Here is a 15,249-nt window from a genome sequence, read left to right on the forward strand (position 1 = left end):
GATAAAAAGCCCGAAATCACCGTAATTATCGCTGATTAGAACGAATAACTATCAAAACTGTCAATATAGTTGGACAGTGGGCGAGCAAGACAAAAAAAACGCCACACATAGTGCGGCGCCAGAATTAAAGCGTTTGCTTCTGGATCAGAAATGACTCTGTAAGAGCGGGGGAATCGTAAAACTTACTTGCGATACCCGAACGATGCCGGATATGTAAAACCTTGTGTATAGACTGACTGCTGGTTCCAGTAGTAGCTTGATACCATGCCTTCCATTTTTAACCTCTCTCAAGTTTAAACCAATGTTGTTCACATTTATCTCGGTTCCTTGGAGGCGAATACTCGGGTTCACTCCATGAACAACTGGCAAGCTTGGTTGCCAATGTCTAGATAATAGCCCAATGGTAATTTATTTACAAGCATTAAGGTGACCATAGTCACAAAAAATTCATATGTGTAATTTTATTACAATAAAAATGCCTAGTAAAGCCGGCATAAGCGGTTTCTATGGGTGACTGTTGTCAATATAGAGACAGTGATATCCTTGGGTTTGTTTTTCCATTCTAGTGAGGCCTGCTACGAAAAAGGCCATAGATAAAATAAAATGGAGTCTACCGTGTCTGAAATCAGCCAATTATCACCTCGCCCCGTTTGGGCATTCTTCGACCAGATCTGTGCTATTCCTCATCCTTCTTATCATGAGTCGCAACTTGCTCAATTTATTATCGACTGGGCCAAAGGACGCGGCCTAGACGTCCGTCAGGATCAAACGGGTAACCTATTGATTCGTAAGCCAGCAACACCCGGAATGGAAAATCGTAAAGGGGTTGTCCTCCAAGCCCACTTGGATATGGTGCCGCAGAAAAACGAGCACACTGTGCACGATTTCACGCGCGATCCTATTCGCCCTTATGTCGATGGTGACTGGGTGACCGCTGATGGCACGACATTAGGCGCAGATAATGGCATTGGCATGGCTTCATGCCTTGCGGTACTGGACGCTGATGACATCGAACATGGTCCGCTAGAGGTGCTACTCACCATCAATGAAGAAGCCGGGATGGATGGCGCGTTTGGCTTGGAAGCAGGATGGCTAAACGGGGACATCTTGCTCAACACGGATTCGGAGCAAGAAGGGGAAGTGTACATGGGCTGTGCCGGTGGCGTCGACGCCAGTATGCACTTTCCAATAGAGCGTCAGGCAGACGATGAAGGACTTGCACGTTTTACGGTGGGAATCAAAGGGCTAAAAGGCGGCCATTCGGGCGTCGATATTCATACGGGTCGCGCCAATGCCAATAAATTACTGGCCCGTTTGCTCAGTCACCACCTTGGTGAAACAGATACTCGCCTACTTGCATTACGCGGCGGCACCTTGCGCAATGCCATCCCACGAGAGGCGTTTGCCGATATCGCCGTCCCTGCCGATCAGCAGCAAGCACTGGCGGCCGCGATCGATGACTTTGCCATGTTGATGAAAGCGGAGCTCGGCCAGCTTGAACCGCAAATCACTGTCATTCTAGAGCCATGTGACAACCCCGTCGCGCCACTGACACGCGCCGTGCAGTCTCGCTTATTAGCAGCGTTAAATGCAGCACCAAACGGCGTCGTAAGAATGAGTGATGATATACCTGGCGTCGTGGAGACGTCACTGAACTTAGGGGTTATCAACACCGAAGAGGATCGTATCACTGTACTATTTCTGATCCGCTCGTTAATCGATTCGGGCAGAGAAATGATGCAAGGAATGCTACAGTCGTTGGCGAGTCTTGCCAATGTCACGGTCGAGTTCTCAGGGGCATACCCAGGCTGGAAGCCCGATCCTGACTCGCAAATCATGCATATCTTCCGTGACACCTATGAGGGCATTTATCAGCGTAAGCCTGATATCATGGTGATTCATGCCGGTCTTGAATGTGGCTTGTTTAAGAAGCCGTACCCAACGATGGATATGATCTCATTCGGCCCAACCATCAAGTTCCCACATTCGCCCGATGAAAAAGTGCATATCGATAGTGTGGGCCATTACTGGCAGCAAATGCAGGCCATTTTAAAGGCAATCCCCGCTAAATCGGCCTAACCCAGTAAACTCAGTTGGGGGGCAGTGTCGTCCCCCAATCCTACCGATAGCCCAATCAGTCGTATACGTCTTCCCTCGCCACGATAAAACGCCTCATGCAGCAAGGTATCAAACAACGCGCGGTCAAGTGACTCACAGCGGTGGGCCACCGTGGTAGTTTGAAAATCATTAAATTTAATTTTGATCCCCTGCCGACAAATTCGGCCATTGGCATCGGCTTTTTCTAAGCGGGCCAATAACGCTTGATAAAGAAGCTCTATCCAGGGTAAACAAGCCTCGAGCTGGTCAATATCCTCAGATAGGGTACGCTCCACCCCCACGGATTTGCGAACTCGCTCAACTTCAACCTCTCGTGGGTCAATACCGTGCGCCCGCTGCCATAGCACGGCTCCAAATTTCCCCATCCGCTGTATCAAGGCTGTTTGGTCGCAAGCCTGGATATCTGCGCAGGTGAAAAGATTCCATTCGTGCAATTTCGTCAGTGTGACTCGCCCCACACCAGGAATCGACTGCAAAGGGAGGTCACGGACAAAGTCATCGACCTGATCTGGCGCCACGACACAAATACCATCGGGTTTGTTTTTGTCTGACGCGACTTTAGCAACAAACTTCACCGGTGCCACGCCCGCGGAGGCAGTTAACGCTAATTCATGCCGAATGTCTCGCCGGATGGCTTCGGCTATTAAGGTCGCAGAATTTTGATAACATTGCGTTTCAGAGACATCGAGATAGGCTTCGTCAAGGGAAAGCGGTTCTATGGTATCAGTGTAGCGGTGAAAGATAGCATGAAGCTGCTGAGACACTCGGCGGTATTTACCCATGTCGCCGCGCATGACGGTTAGCCCAGGGCATAGTTTGAGGGCTTGGGCCGTCGCCATCGCCGAGCGGATCCCAAATCGGCGCGCCGGATAATTACAAGTGGCGATGACACCTCGTCCATTCGCAGACCCACCAATCGCTAAGGGAATGGTTTGCAACGCAGGGTTATCGCGCATTTCGACGGCCGCATAAAAACAGTCCATATCGATATGGATGATTTTCTTGCTCGCACGGCCGGTTATTGAGCTGGTCATTATGCTGCGTCGCTAAAAAGCCCATCGGTGGCGATCACCACGATGGGCATTGTCCCTAGATTATTTGGTTTTTCTTCCATTCACGCGTTTTTTCTGCGCGGTCTTCTCGCTTTTTCCGCGCATCGCATGGCTCTGGGCAGTCACACTCTTTCTCGATACCGACGGCCCCCAAGCCGCCACAGCTACCACTGATGGTTTTCTGCTGCACAATGTAACCAATCGCCATACCGGCAATGACGAGTACAAAGACAGCAAAGGTGATAAGAAAAACTGACATAATTGCTCACCTACTTTTAGTCGTCACGCTCAGCGAGATAACGCTGAGCGCTAGTTCCACGCCTGATGCGTGTAATAAACGCCAGTGCGTGACGCACTAACGGTTTAGATACGGTTTAAAGGCCTCTGACGCCATTTCTTTATACCCGTCATCGGTTTTGACCACCATAAATGCGGGAATATCCGCTTGGTTGGCCAGCGCCATGGCCTTTTCTGGCCCCAACACCATAAAACCCGTCGCTAAGCCATCCGCGGTCATGCAAGACGGATCAAGCACAGTGACGGACACGAGGTGATGATTAATGGGTCGTCCTGTTTTGGGGTCGATAATGTGCGAATAACGTACACCATCTTGCTCAAAATAGTTACGGTAATCGCCAGACGTGGCGACGGCCATATCACCGGGCTGAATGATCTCTTGCACAGATTGCGCGCCAGCACTGGGTTTTTCAATGGCAATCCGCCACGGGTTTTGATCTTGATTGACACCCTTTAATTGTAACTCACCACCAATCTCAACCAAATAATTATCGAGCCCAAGCGACCCTAGATAATTGGCGACCACATCGACGCCATACCCTTTGGCAATGGTCGATAAGTCGACGTATAAATCAGGATGGGTTTTGGTAAGGGTGTTATCCTCAACCTGTAAATGCGACAACCCAACCCTTTCCATGCGAGAGGCGATGTCTTTGTCGCTCGGAATATTCTCGGGGCGTTTCTCTGGCCCAAAGCTCCATAAGTTCACCAATGGGCCGACGGTGACATCTAACGCCCCTTGAGTGAACGTATTCAGCCGTATCGCCTCTTTTACTACCGTTGCGGTTGCGGGTGATACGTCCATTGGTATATCCGCTTTCTGCTGATTGAACTGGCTTAATTCGGAGTCGGTACGATACGTCGACATCTGATCGTTAACCGTTTCCAAACGCGCATCAATCTCAGCTTGAACCTTATCTTGAGATGGGGTGTTCTCTGTGGCGATATACTTCACCGAGTAGTATGTTCCCATGGTCTCACCGGTCAGATGCACCAACTCAGGGGCACGGTCGCAACCGAGTAATCCCACAATCAGCGCAAATACCCATGCACAGCGTAACCATAACGTCTTCATAGCAGTGTCCTTGGACATCAGTTTCATACGTAAAAATGGCTGGCCCATAGGCCAGCCATTAAGCGGTAAGGTAGACTGTCGGTGTTTACCCGCCGAAATCATCCAACATGATGTTTTCGTCTTCGACACCCAGGTCTTTAAGCAAACCAATCACGGCGGCGTTCATCATCGGCGGCCCACACATGTAGTACTCACAATCTTCTGGCGCTTCATGATCTTTCAAATAGTTTTCATAAAGCACATTGTGAATAAAGCCCGTGTCCCCTTCCCAGTTATCTTCTGGAAGCGGATCCGATAGCGCACAGTGCCACTCAAAGTTATCGTTTTGCTCTTGGAGCATATCGAAATCTTCGACGTAGAACATTTCTCGCTTCGAGCGCGCCCCATACCAGAAGGTGATCTTACGGTCGGTATTCAGACGTTTAAGCTGGTCAAAGATGTGTGAACGCATTGGCGCYATACCGGCACCACCACCCACAAACACCATCTCCGCATCGGTGTCTTTAGCAAAGAACTCACCGAATGGGCCTGAGATTGTGCACTTGTCGCCTGGCTTAAGTGACCAAATATAAGATGACATCTGACCCGGTGGCACATCAGGATTACGTGGTGGTGGTGTTGCCACACGCACGTTCAGCATGATAATGCCTTCTTCTTCTGGGTAGTTAGCCATCGAGTACGCACGAATGATCTCTTCATCCACCTTCGACTCATAGCGGAAAAGATTAAACTTCTCCCAGTCTTCACGGTATTCCTCAGGAATATCAAAATCTGCGTATTTGATGTGATGCGGTGGCGCTTCAATCTGAATATAACCGCCGGCTCGGAAGGGAACCGACTCACCATCAGGGATGCGCAGTTTAAGCTCTTTGATGAAGGTGGCTTCGTTATCGTTGGAGATAACTTCACATTCCCACTTCTTCACACCAAAAATTTCTTCCGGCAGCTCAATTTTCATGTCTTGTTTTATTGCCACCTGACATGAAAGACGCTCACCTTCACGCGCTTCGCCTTTGGTGATGTGGTCAAGCTCGGTTGGCAGAATATCACCACCCCCTTCTTTAATTTTCACGCGACATTGACCGCATGAACCACCGCCACCACAGGCAGACGATACAAACACACCAGCACCGGCCAGTGCGCCAAGCAGCTTGCCACCTGGCTGAGTCACGATCGCTTTTTCAGGATCGTCATTGATATCAATTGTGACGTCTCCGGTTGGTACCAGCTTGGATTTAGCGAATAAAATCACCAATACCAGCGCCAGCACAATCAGAGTAAACATCACTACACCAAGAATAATGTCCATTGACTATTCCTTTTCTCGCAGTTTACCCGGCTTACAGTTGCACACCAGAGAAAGACATAAAGCCCAATGCCATCAGGCCAACGGAGATAAAGGTGATCCCCAATCCCCGCAGTGCTGGCGGCACGTCTGAATACTTCATTTTCTCACGGATACCCGCAAGGGCGACGATGGCTAACATCCAGCCCACCCCAGAGCCGAAGCCGTATACGACTGACTCTGCGAAGTTGTAATCACGCTGTACCATGAATGATACGCCGCCAAAGATGGCACAGTTCACCGTGATCAACGGCAGGAAGATACCTAACGCGTTATAAAGTGGCGGGAAGAAGCGATCTAATGTCATTTCCAAAATCTGAACCAATGCGGCGATAACACCGATAAAGGTCACAAAGTTGAGAAAGCTAAGATCGATCCCTTTCACCAGTGCATCTTCACGTAGGATCAGGTTATAGACCAAATTGTTCACCGGTACCGCGATAGTCAATACCACCACCACGGCGACACCGAGGCCGAACGCTGTTTTTACTTTCTTGGACACCGCCAAAAACGTACACATGCCGAGGAAGAATGCCAGCGCCATGTTCTCAATAAAGATTGAGCGCACCAGCAGGCTCAAATAATGTTCCATGTGCTGTTACTCCTTCGCTTCAACTTGTTCGGGTTTGAAGGTACGCACAATCCAAATCAAAAAGCCGATTAGGAAGAACGCAGATGGGGCCAGCAACATCATACCGTTTGGCTGATACCAACCCCCTTCACTGACCACAGGCAGAATAGACACGCCAAAGACAGAGCCTGAGCCAAGCAGCTCTCGGAAGAAGGCAACCGTCATCAACACGAAGCCATAACCTAATGCGTTACCCAAACCATCGATAAATGACGGCAGCGGCGACGATTTCATCGCATAGGCTTCTGCGCGCCCCATCACGATACAGTTAGTGATGATCAGCCCCACGAAGACCGAAAGCTGCTTAGAGATGTCATAAACAAACGCTTTAAGCGTTTCGTCAACCACAATAACCAATGACGCGATGATCGCCATTTGCACGATGATACGTACGCTATTCGGTATATGGTTGCGGATCAGCGATACGAACAAGTTAGACATCGCGGTAACGAACATCACCGCCAAGGTCATAACAAACGCCGTCTGCATCTGCGTGGTCACCGCGAGTGCCGAACATACACCGAGGACCTGAAGGCCAATCGGGTTATTGTCTAACACCGGCGACAGCAGGTTTTTCTTCAGTTCTTTCGTTTCAGCCATTGCTCAGGCCTCCCTCTCGAACTTTTGCTAAGAATGGACCAAAGCCCAAATCACCTAGCCAGAAATCAAATTGTTTCTCGACACCGTTACTGGTCAAGGTTGCGCCCGATAGCGCGTCAATACCATGCTCGCTATCACTCGGTGCACCACCTTTAACCACCTTTATAGCAGGCTCGCCTTGTTCGTTAAATAGCTTTTTGCCATCCCACTTCGCGCGCCATTTCGGGTTTTCAACTTCGCCACCCAAGCCCGGGGTTTCCCCTTGCTCATAATAGACGATGTCAGCCACCGTATTGCCATCAGACTCGACCGCAACAAATGCATACATCATGCTCCAAAGACCCGAGCCTTTCACTGGCAGGATCAGGCGTTGCAAGTCACCTGAGTCGTTTTTCACCAAGTAGATCTTCGCAATATCGGCACGACGGCCAAAACCAGCGACATTTTCGTCACCACTTAGCTTTTTCGACATCCCAGGGTCTTTAGCGGCTTCACGCTGGTCATAGTCTGCGACGTCTTCGACACTGGCCGCGTCGGGGCCGACAAAGTCGCCTTTCTCTAAGCTAACCAGACGCGGTTCAATGTACTTGTTATAAGCATCATTGATCGCACTCTTACCGCCCGACACCTCAATGCCAGCGACCGAGAGGATGTTCTTCTGTACGTCGAGCTTTGCGTTCATCTGCTGCAAAGGACGTAACGCTACCGCTGCACCGGATACCACGATTGAGCATACCAAGCTCAACGCGATAACAACGATCAGCGTCTTCTTAATACTATCGTTACTACTTGCCATTACGAGCCAGTCTCCGTTTGATGTTGCCCTGAATCACCAAGTTATCGAACAATGGTGCAAACAGGTTAGCGAACAGGATCGCCAGCATCATGCCTTCAGGGTATGCTGGGTTAACCACGCGAATGATCACTGCCATGGCACCGATCAATGCGCCGTACCACCATTTCGCTTTATTGGTAAACGCGGCCGAAACGGGATCCGTTGCCATAAACATCATGCCGAACGCAAAGCCACCTAGAACCAAGTGCCAGTAGAAAGGCATGCTAAACATCGGGTTAGTGTCGGAACCAATCAGGTTAAACAGAGTTGCCGCCACCGCCATACCGACGAATGTACCCAAGATGATACGCCACGAGGCAATGCGCATGTATACCAAGGCCGCGCCACCAATCAAGATAGCAAGGGTTGATACTTCACCGATAGAGCCAGGGATATTACCGATAAAGGCATCCATCCAAGACATCGCTTGCCCGGAGACATTGTGTTGCAACGCGCCTTCACCGCCGGCGTACCATTGGCTCAATGCCGTTGCGCCTGAGTAACCGTCTGCGGCTGTCCACACTAGATTGCCAGAGATCTGCGCTGGATAAGCAAAGAACAAGAACGCACGCCCCGCAAGCGCAGGGTTCAAGAAGTTACGTCCAGTTCCCCCGAAGATCTCTTTTGCAACCACCACACCAAAGGTGATACCCAGTGCAGCCTGCCACAATGGCAAGGTTGGCGGCACGATCAGTGCAAAGAGAATCGAGGTGACGAAGAAACCTTCGTTGACTTCATGCTTACGCACGATGCAGAACAGTACTTCCCAAAAACCACCCACAATAAATACGGTGGCATAAATAGGCAGGAAGTAGGTAGCACCTAAAATGGTTTTGGTTCCCCACCCGGCAGCGGATAGCGGCCCCGCAATCGACTCGGTGAGCCAATAATGCCAGTTACCACTGATCACCTGCGCCAGTTGGTCACCAGAATATAAATCCATCAATCCCATGATGGCTTGGTTACCTGTGTTATACATGCCCCAGAACATCGCGGGGAACACAGCAAACCACACCATGATCATGATGCGTTTCAAATCGATGCTGTCACGCACGTGCGCGCCGGCTTTGGTCACCATACCCGGGGTGTACAAAATGGTGGCAACCGCTTCGTACAGTGCAAACCATTTTTCATGTTTGCCGCCTGGCTCAAAGTGTGGCTCGATTTGCTCTAGAAAATTTTTAAGGCTCATCAGTTACCCTTCCTTCTCAATCTTTTCTAGGCTCTCGCGGAGCATTGGACCGTACTCGTACTTGCCTGGGCAGACAAAAGTACAAAGGGCCAAATCTTCAGGATCTAACTCCAGCGCGCCCAGCTGTTGCATGCTATCTGTATCGCCAGCACAGATATCACGCAGCAGCATTGTTGGCTCGATATCTAGTGGCATTACTCGCTCATAATTACCGATTGGTACCATGGAACGATCACTGCCATTGGTCGAGGTGGTCAAATTGAAAAGTTGGCCTTTGAATAGATGGCCAAGGTAGGCGCGCGTCACTGAGAAGCGGTTTTTACCTGGCGACAACCAACCAAACAGCTCTTTCTCGTTGCCTTCACGCAATACAGACACTTGCAAGTGGAAGCGGCCCAAGTAAGCATGCGGACCAGACGCTTTGGTTCCCGACAGCACTGAGCCAGAAATAACACGGCTTTCACCCGCCATCAGCTCGCCATCAGTCAGCTCGTCAAGGTTTGCGCCTAGCTGCGTGCGTACCAAGCGTGGCTTGTTAACCATCGGGCCTGCCAATGACACCACACGATCAGCGTTGATTTCACCGGTAAGGAACAAGTGGCCAAACGCAATCACATCTTGGTAGTTAAGATGCCACACCTTTTTCTCCATGCTTGCTGAGCGCAAGTGGTGGATATGGGTGCCCACTAAGCCTGCTGGGTGAGGGCCAGCAAAGACATGTTGTTCAACGTTAGATTGCTGACTGGTGGGTAACTCTACATTCGCCTTACAAACAAACACTTGCTTGTCAGTTAAGCGAGAGAGTACATCAAGACCTGCAACGAATGCCTCTTTTTGCTCATCAATGATCACTTTCGGATCCGCGGCGAGCGGATTGGTGTCCATTGCATTCACAAAAATGGCTTCCGGCACGGCATCAATCGCGGGCGAACGGCTGAACGGGCGCGTGCGGAGCGCTGTCCACATCCCCGACTCAACCAATTGGTCCACCACCGCTTGGCGCTCAAGAGAGGCCAGTTGCGACGCTTCATACTTGTTGAATGTGACTTGCTCGTTACCATCGACTTCAATGACGACAGACTGAAGAACACGTTTGGCACCGCGGTTGACTTCAACCACTTTACCGGCTGCGGGAGCAGTAAATACCACACCAGGGTTTTTCTTATCTTCGAAAAGGCCCTGGCCTTTTTTCACCACATCACCCACTCGCACATGCATTGTGGGGCGCATTCCAACGTACTCTTCGCCAAGCAAGGCGACTTTCTTGACAGCTGGGCCATCATTTATCACCTGAGCAGGAGTCCCAGCAATGGGGATATCCAAACCCTTTTTTATTGTAATCATACGCACTTGCACTACATTAACGGGAAAAAGAATTCTGTTATTGCGCAGTTAAAGACACGACTTTCGACTGTATGGTGGCCTGAGGGCGCACCGTCGCAACATCCTGCTAACCATGACGTTACACAAAGGTAGCCTAGGTTAGTCTTTAAGCACGGCATTCTATCACTAACCCCAGTATTGATTCTATGGGTATTGTCACTAGGGCGTGGCAATTATGCATACCTGTACAAACAATGCTCGTTGTAAGCTCACAGTTTTACTGTTGTTTTTTTGCTCGCCTTAAGGTGACGGTCACCGACCCCACGCTGTTCGCGTGGTGCGCCAAGCGCCGCGTTGATACCCACCCCACCAGCGACTTTATGTAAGAATTTGTTGCCATAACGTGAAGAATCAACACGCCTAAGCACATCGGCTCACCCTTATTTTACACCACCCCCGCGGCAGGCTGGCGAGTCTGGCGCATTTGCCTGCTCTTGCCACTCTTCTGGGGTGTAAGTATGGATAGCCAATGCATGAATATCATTGGCAAGCTCGTCCGCCAAGGTGGTATTGATCGCACGATGCCGCTGTATTAAACGCTTACCTGCAAACTCATCTGACACCACGACAACCTTGAAATGGCTCTCTGACCCTTCTGGTACATTGTGCATATCGCTTTCATTGCGAACATCAAGATGAACGGGCGTAAAAGCCTGTGTCAGTTTCTCTGTAATTTGCGTTTGAATTTTCATGGCTTCCCCAACCTAACAAGGGCAAGTTGCCCAGATTTTAGTCGTTATCGATAAAATTGCGAATTCAATAGCCTGATCACGCCATCATTGATGGCATACCCATCGAGTTTGAATTGCAGTTGTGGTGTGAGTGCGACAATATACGCAGTCAGTGACCTCTGACGCAAACACTCCCATGAAAACAGAACTTGTAATCTCAAGCGACGAATCTCCCCTGACACTACACCGCTACCCGCGCCGAAAAAATGAAACGCTTCAAGCCTTTGATGCAGCCGATGAATATATCATTGAGCACGCCAACACCTGGCAACTTGAGGCAGGCAATCGGGTTTTAATTCTCAATGATCAATTTGGCGCGTTGAGTTGTTGGGCATGCTCGCAAGGTTATGACGTCATTCAAATCAGCGATTCTGTGGTGTCACAGCAAGCGACCCTCGCGAACCTTCGCCAAAACCAGCTTTCAGACATTACGCTGCTTAAGAGTACGGAACCACTGCCTAAACAGTTTGATGCGGTGATCATGCGAGTGCCTAAAAGCAGCAAAATGTTGGCATGGCAGCTCCAGCAACTGGCGTCTGTAACGACACCGGCCACACGCATCCTCGCCGGAGACAAGGCAAAAGCGATCCATACCTCTACGCTGAATCAGTTTGAGCACTGGCTTGGGGCAACCACCACCTMGTTGGCAAAGAAAAAAGCACGCTTGATTTTTTCTACCGCTAACGCCCTCCCCCAACAGCCCACCGAGCCACTTAGCTATGTCGATGTGCCTGAGTTTTCCATGTGCTTGGCTAATTGGCCCAATGTGTTTTCCGCCAAAAAGCTGGATATCGCGGCTTACTTAATGCTTCCGCAAATCCCAAGCTCGGACGAAGAAAAAAATATTCTGGATTTAGGTTGTGGGAATGGTGTGCTTGCCCTGCAGGCGGCACGTAACAACCCAAAGGCATACATTTATGCAGTCGACGAGAGCCATATGGCCATCGCCAGTGCCCAACACAACCTTGAAAGCCATGATATTGACTCACAACGTTTCCAATGTGAAGCACGAGATTGCTTGACCGATTTTAACCACACAGATATTGATCTTGTGTTGTGTAACCCGCCCTTTCACCAGCAACAAACCATCACTGATCACATTGCTTGGCAAATGTTTTGTGACGCAAAACGTGTTCTGACTACGAATGGCGCGCTTTTAGTGATTGGCAATCGTCATCTTGGCTATCATACTAAGCTAAAACGTCTTTTTGGTAACGTGACTGTCGTTGCGTCAAATAAAAAATTCGTTATTCTCAAGGCAGTCAACGCCCAATTTTAACAAAAGGATGCTGAACCCCATGAAGAAACTGATTATTGCCGCCGCTGTGTTAGTCCTAGCGGGCTGCTCAACACCTCGCGAGCCACAACTAACCATTGCACCGTCTCCAGCGTCATCCAATCAGCAGCAGGTCAACAACCTTCCTGTGGTGGTAAAGAGTAAGGACTTACGGACAGCTCAGTTCGTTGCGGTGATTGATAGCGGTCGCTCCAATGTTAAGCCGCTGCATGCCACCCAAAACTTGCGCGTTGTCCTTGAAGATACCCTCTCACGCCAGCTTTCAGCACAAGGGTTCCGTGTCGTCGCAAATGGCCCGGGCATGCTCCGCCTCGATATTCTTGACGCCTTAGTTCGTGTTAAGCACACGGTATTCAAGCACGATATGGAAGCGTCAGTGCAACTGCAGCTAGTCGCTGAATCCCCGGATGGTCGCTTTGTAAAACGTTACACCGGCAAATCAACCCAGAGCGGCGTTAGCAGCGCTTCGCCCGACGATATCGAAATGGCATTAAACAACCTGCTAGAAGCTGTCTTGCAAGACATTGCCAACGATGAGCAGCTACTTGATCACATGAAAGCGCACTTTTGATCATGAAAATATGGGCACTTTTAGGGATACTTGCACTGGTGGTGGCGCCAGTGCAAGCCAGGGTGATGGTCGCTGTTGAAACGACCCAGGGAGACTTTGTCTTGCAACTTAACGAGGATAAAGCTCCCAAGACTGTCAGCAATTTTTTACGCTATGTCGATGACGGCAGCTATGTCGGCACTCAATTTCATCGGGTGATCCCACGTTTTGTGGTGCAAGGAGGCGGATTTGATCAAGACCTCAATCGTCGCCCCACGTATGAACCTGTTGATAATGAATCACGTAATGGTCTACGTAACCGTCGTGCTACCATCGCGATGGCCAGAACCCAAGACCCGGACTCTGCCACCCGCCAGTTCTACATCAATGTCAGTGATAATGGTTTCTTAGATGCAACCCCCAATAAGCTGGGGTACACGGTGTTTGGCCGCGTCGTGGAAGGGTTTAATACTATCCTGACCATCACCGAGCAGCCAACCGTTACTATCCCCAGCAAACGGATGCAGGATGTGCCGCAACAACCGATTATTATTACTGCTATCAATCGTGTTTCAACTCCCTAGTCTTTAAGTAGGCCACCTTATTATGCAGTCATCCAAGCTAAAAACGACCTTGGCGGCCTACGCCGACCGTCGCCTGCTCTTTGTTTTTTTAATGGGGTGCTGTAGTGGTTTCCCTTGGGTATTAATTGGCTCCAACTTAAATGGTTGGCTGGCCGATGAGGGGTTATCGCGCACGGCTATTGGCCTTTTTGGCTCAGTGTTCGTGCTTTACGCCGTTAACTTTTTGTGGGCCCCCCTGCTGGATAGGCTTAAGATCCCGGTACTGAATGAAAAGCTTGGCCATCGCCGCAGCTGGATTGTGGTGACACAATCACTGATGCTTGTCGCCACCTTGGCCTTGTCTCGCGTTAACATGCAAGGCCTGCAAGCGATTGATCCCTGGATCACCACCCTTGTCCTTTCGTCATTGATTTTTTCTATCGCCCTCGCGTCGGCCACACAAGACATTGCCATTGATGCCTTCCGTATCGATAACTTCGCCGAGCACGAAACCGAGAAGTTCCCGCTCGCTTCGGCGATGTCGGTCATTGGTTGGTGGACAGGCTATTCTGTGCCTGGCTATATCGGCTTTATCAATGCCGATGCCATCGGGTGGAACCAAGTTTATGTGATTATGGCCGGATTTGTCGGCTTAATGATTCTCGCCACCCTGTATGTCAAAGAGCCTGCCAGTGATCGGGAACAGCGCCAAGACAAGGCCACCAAACATTACCTCAACCAAGGCTACAGCGGCTTCCAAGCCTGGTTTGCCGTGACGGTGGTGGAACCTTTTGCCGAGTTCTTTCGTCGCAACGGGATTAAGGTAGCCCTTACGCTGCTGTTATTTGTGTTTTTGTTTAAACTGGGCGAGGCCTTTCTCGGTCGCATGTCGATCGTGTTTTACAAAGATGTCGGCTTTACCAATGAGCAAATTGGGTATTACTCCAAGCTGGTCGGCTGGGGGCTCACCGTGGTTTACACCTTAATAGGCAGCTACATCAACCTGCGCTTTGGCGTGATTAAAGGGCTGTTTATTGGTGGGGTCGCCATGGCATCCAGCAACCTTATGTTCGCCTGGATTGCCGTGGTCGGCCCCAACGAGCATCTGCTATTAGGGGCCATCCTGGTAGACAACTTTACCTCGGCTTTTGCCACTATTGCGTTTGTCTCCTTTTTAACCTTCTTGACCGGCCGTGCGTTCTCGGCCACTCAATATGCGCTACTCGCGTCTTTGGGGAACTTAGGTCGAACCACAGTTGCATCGTTTAGTGGCATGATGGTCGACTGGCTCGATAGCTGGTCAACATTTTTCGTAATAACCGCATTAATGGTGATCCCAGGACTAGTCATGCTGCTCTACATTGGCAGACAGTTTCGCCAACCGCCGTCACAAAATGATAAGCATGCTAGACACTGCCTAGATTCTCGTCGCGACTAACCCTGACATATCACAGTGGAGTGCAAAATTTTGCGCGCCGCTGTGAGTGTTTTAGTAACAAAGATCACATAAAACTGTCATGCAACCCTTTACAAACCGCCTCTGATCACAGCCTATTTTTGTGTCTATGTTTATTACATTC

Annotated in this window: 15 protein-coding genes; 5 read left to right on the forward strand and 10 right to left on the reverse strand. The window is 50.0% G+C overall.

What is annotated here, in order from left to right; genetic code table 11:
* Positions 1–603: 603 nt before the first annotated feature.
* On the forward strand, positions 604–2,079 hold the full coding sequence (locus BZG14_RS00910) for an aminoacyl-histidine dipeptidase (protein WP_077607703.1): 1,476 nt from the start codon (positions 604–606) through the stop codon (positions 2,077–2,079).
* On the opposite strand, the gene dinB is transcribed toward BZG14_RS00910, so the two are convergent.
* The 10 genes from dinB to bolA form a co-directional block, all read right to left on the reverse strand.
* Entirely contained in the window at positions 2,076–3,152 is a 1,077-nt protein-coding gene (gene dinB, locus BZG14_RS00915; RefSeq protein ID WP_077607704.1) for a DNA polymerase IV, read from the reverse strand. The two genes, BZG14_RS00910 and dinB, sit on opposite strands and share 4 nt — an antisense overlap.
* Positions 3,153–3,207: 55 nt before the next feature.
* On the reverse strand, positions 3,208–3,429 hold the full coding sequence (gene nqrM / locus BZG14_RS00920; protein WP_046073749.1) for a (Na+)-NQR maturation NqrM: 222 nt from the start codon (positions 3,427–3,429) through the stop codon (positions 3,208–3,210).
* 96 nt (positions 3,430–3,525) lie between these two features.
* Positions 3,526–4,542 carry an FAD:protein FMN transferase gene (locus tag BZG14_RS00925; RefSeq protein ID WP_069361183.1) on the reverse strand — a complete coding sequence of 339 codons (1,017 nt, stop codon included), beginning with the start codon at positions 4,540–4,542 and terminating at the stop codon, positions 3,526–3,528.
* An 85-nt stretch (positions 4,543–4,627) separates the two neighbouring features.
* The gene (gene nqrF / locus BZG14_RS00930) at positions 4,628–5,851 is read right to left on the reverse strand and encodes an NADH:ubiquinone reductase (Na(+)-transporting) subunit F (RefSeq protein ID WP_077607705.1); all 1,224 of its coding nucleotides are present in this window, start codon (positions 5,849–5,851) and stop codon (positions 4,628–4,630) included.
* A gap of 31 nt (positions 5,852–5,882) precedes the next feature.
* On the reverse strand, positions 5,883–6,479 hold the full coding sequence (gene nqrE / locus BZG14_RS00935) for an NADH:ubiquinone reductase (Na(+)-transporting) subunit E (protein WP_077607706.1): 597 nt from the start codon (positions 6,477–6,479) through the stop codon (positions 5,883–5,885).
* A 6-nt stretch (positions 6,480–6,485) separates the two neighbouring features.
* Positions 6,486–7,118 (reverse strand): NADH:ubiquinone reductase (Na(+)-transporting) subunit D, encoded by a 633-nt coding sequence (locus BZG14_RS00940; protein WP_069361141.1) that lies wholly within the window; start codon positions 7,116–7,118, stop codon positions 6,486–6,488.
* A complete protein-coding gene (locus BZG14_RS00945) occupies positions 7,111–7,914 on the reverse strand; it encodes a Na(+)-translocating NADH-quinone reductase subunit C (RefSeq protein ID WP_077607707.1) in 804 nt (267 codons plus the stop codon). Before BZG14_RS00945 ends, BZG14_RS00940 begins: the two co-directional genes overlap by 8 nt.
* Complete coding sequence (locus BZG14_RS00950) at positions 7,904–9,145, reverse strand: NADH:ubiquinone reductase (Na(+)-transporting) subunit B (RefSeq protein WP_077607708.1); 1,242 nt, start codon at positions 9,143–9,145, stop codon at positions 7,904–7,906. The genes BZG14_RS00945 and BZG14_RS00950 overlap by 11 nt, the downstream gene beginning before the upstream one ends.
* A 3-nt stretch (positions 9,146–9,148) precedes the next feature.
* Positions 9,149–10,489 (reverse strand): Na(+)-translocating NADH-quinone reductase subunit A, encoded by a 1,341-nt coding sequence (locus BZG14_RS00955; protein WP_077607709.1) that lies wholly within the window; start codon positions 10,487–10,489, stop codon positions 9,149–9,151.
* Positions 10,490–10,908: 419 nt separating this feature from the next.
* On the reverse strand, positions 10,909–11,220 hold the full coding sequence (gene bolA, locus BZG14_RS00960) for a transcriptional regulator BolA (RefSeq protein ID WP_077607710.1): 312 nt from the start codon (positions 11,218–11,220) through the stop codon (positions 10,909–10,911).
* Between the two features lie 175 nt (positions 11,221–11,395).
* Here bolA and BZG14_RS00965 point away from each other — a divergent pair, with 175 nt between their 5' ends.
* The 4 genes from BZG14_RS00965 to BZG14_RS00980 are packed head-to-tail and all read left to right on the forward strand — an operon-like array spanning position 11,396 to position 15,107.
* Positions 11,396–12,538, forward strand: a complete 1,143-nt coding sequence (locus BZG14_RS00965; protein ID WP_077607711.1) for a methyltransferase — start codon at positions 11,396–11,398, stop codon at positions 12,536–12,538.
* 19 nt (positions 12,539–12,557) lie between these two features.
* Entirely contained in the window at positions 12,558–13,127 is a 570-nt protein-coding gene (locus tag BZG14_RS00970) for a YajG family lipoprotein (protein WP_069361147.1), read from the forward strand.
* A 2-nt stretch (positions 13,128–13,129) separates the two neighbouring features.
* Positions 13,130–13,690 (forward strand): peptidylprolyl isomerase, encoded by a 561-nt coding sequence (locus tag BZG14_RS00975; protein ID WP_077607712.1) that lies wholly within the window; start codon positions 13,130–13,132, stop codon positions 13,688–13,690.
* Positions 13,691–13,712: 22 nt separating this feature from the next.
* Entirely contained in the window at positions 13,713–15,107 is a 1,395-nt protein-coding gene (locus BZG14_RS00980) for an AmpG family muropeptide MFS transporter (RefSeq protein WP_077607713.1), read from the forward strand.
* Positions 15,108–15,249 lie beyond the last annotated feature (142 nt).

This window comes from Salinivibrio sp. IB282 (assembly GCF_001995685.1).
GTDB lineage: Bacteria > Pseudomonadota > Gammaproteobacteria > Enterobacterales > Vibrionaceae > Salinivibrio > Salinivibrio kushneri.

What these genes read in the sequence shown, in the direction of transcription:
- dinB (WP_077607704.1), bottom strand. Translation starts at nt 3,152, where the DNA reads ATGACCAGCTCAATAACCGGCCGTGCGAGCAAGAAAATCATCCATATC.
- BZG14_RS00945 (WP_077607707.1), bottom strand. Translation starts at nt 7,914, where the DNA reads ATGGCAAGTAGTAACGATAGTATTAAGAAGACGCTGATCGTTGTTATC.
- BZG14_RS00980 (WP_077607713.1), top strand. Translation starts at nt 13,713, where the DNA reads ATGCAGTCATCCAAGCTAAAAACGACCTTGGCGGCCTACGCCGACCGT.
- BZG14_RS00910 (WP_077607703.1), top strand. Translation starts at nt 604, where the DNA reads ATGGAGTCTACCGTGTCTGAAATCAGCCAATTATCACCTCGCCCCGTT.
- nqrE (WP_077607706.1), bottom strand. Translation starts at nt 6,479, where the DNA reads ATGGAACATTATTTGAGCCTGCTGGTGCGCTCAATCTTTATTGAGAAC.
- BZG14_RS00950 (WP_077607708.1), bottom strand. Translation starts at nt 9,145, where the DNA reads ATGAGCCTTAAAAATTTTCTAGAGCAAATCGAGCCACACTTTGAGCCA.
- nqrM (WP_046073749.1), bottom strand. Translation starts at nt 3,429, where the DNA reads ATGTCAGTTTTTCTTATCACCTTTGCTGTCTTTGTACTCGTCATTGCC.
- BZG14_RS00975 (WP_077607712.1), top strand. Translation starts at nt 13,130, where the DNA reads ATGAAAATATGGGCACTTTTAGGGATACTTGCACTGGTGGTGGCGCCA.
- BZG14_RS00940 (WP_069361141.1), bottom strand. Translation starts at nt 7,118, where the DNA reads ATGGCTGAAACGAAAGAACTGAAGAAAAACCTGCTGTCGCCGGTGTTA.
- bolA (WP_077607710.1), bottom strand. Translation starts at nt 11,220, where the DNA reads ATGAAAATTCAAACGCAAATTACAGAGAAACTGACACAGGCTTTTACG.
- BZG14_RS00970 (WP_069361147.1), top strand. Translation starts at nt 12,558, where the DNA reads ATGAAGAAACTGATTATTGCCGCCGCTGTGTTAGTCCTAGCGGGCTGC.
- BZG14_RS00925 (WP_069361183.1), bottom strand. Translation starts at nt 4,542, where the DNA reads ATGAAGACGTTATGGTTACGCTGTGCATGGGTATTTGCGCTGATTGTG.
- BZG14_RS00955 (WP_077607709.1), bottom strand. Translation starts at nt 10,489, where the DNA reads ATGATTACAATAAAAAAGGGTTTGGATATCCCCATTGCTGGGACTCCT.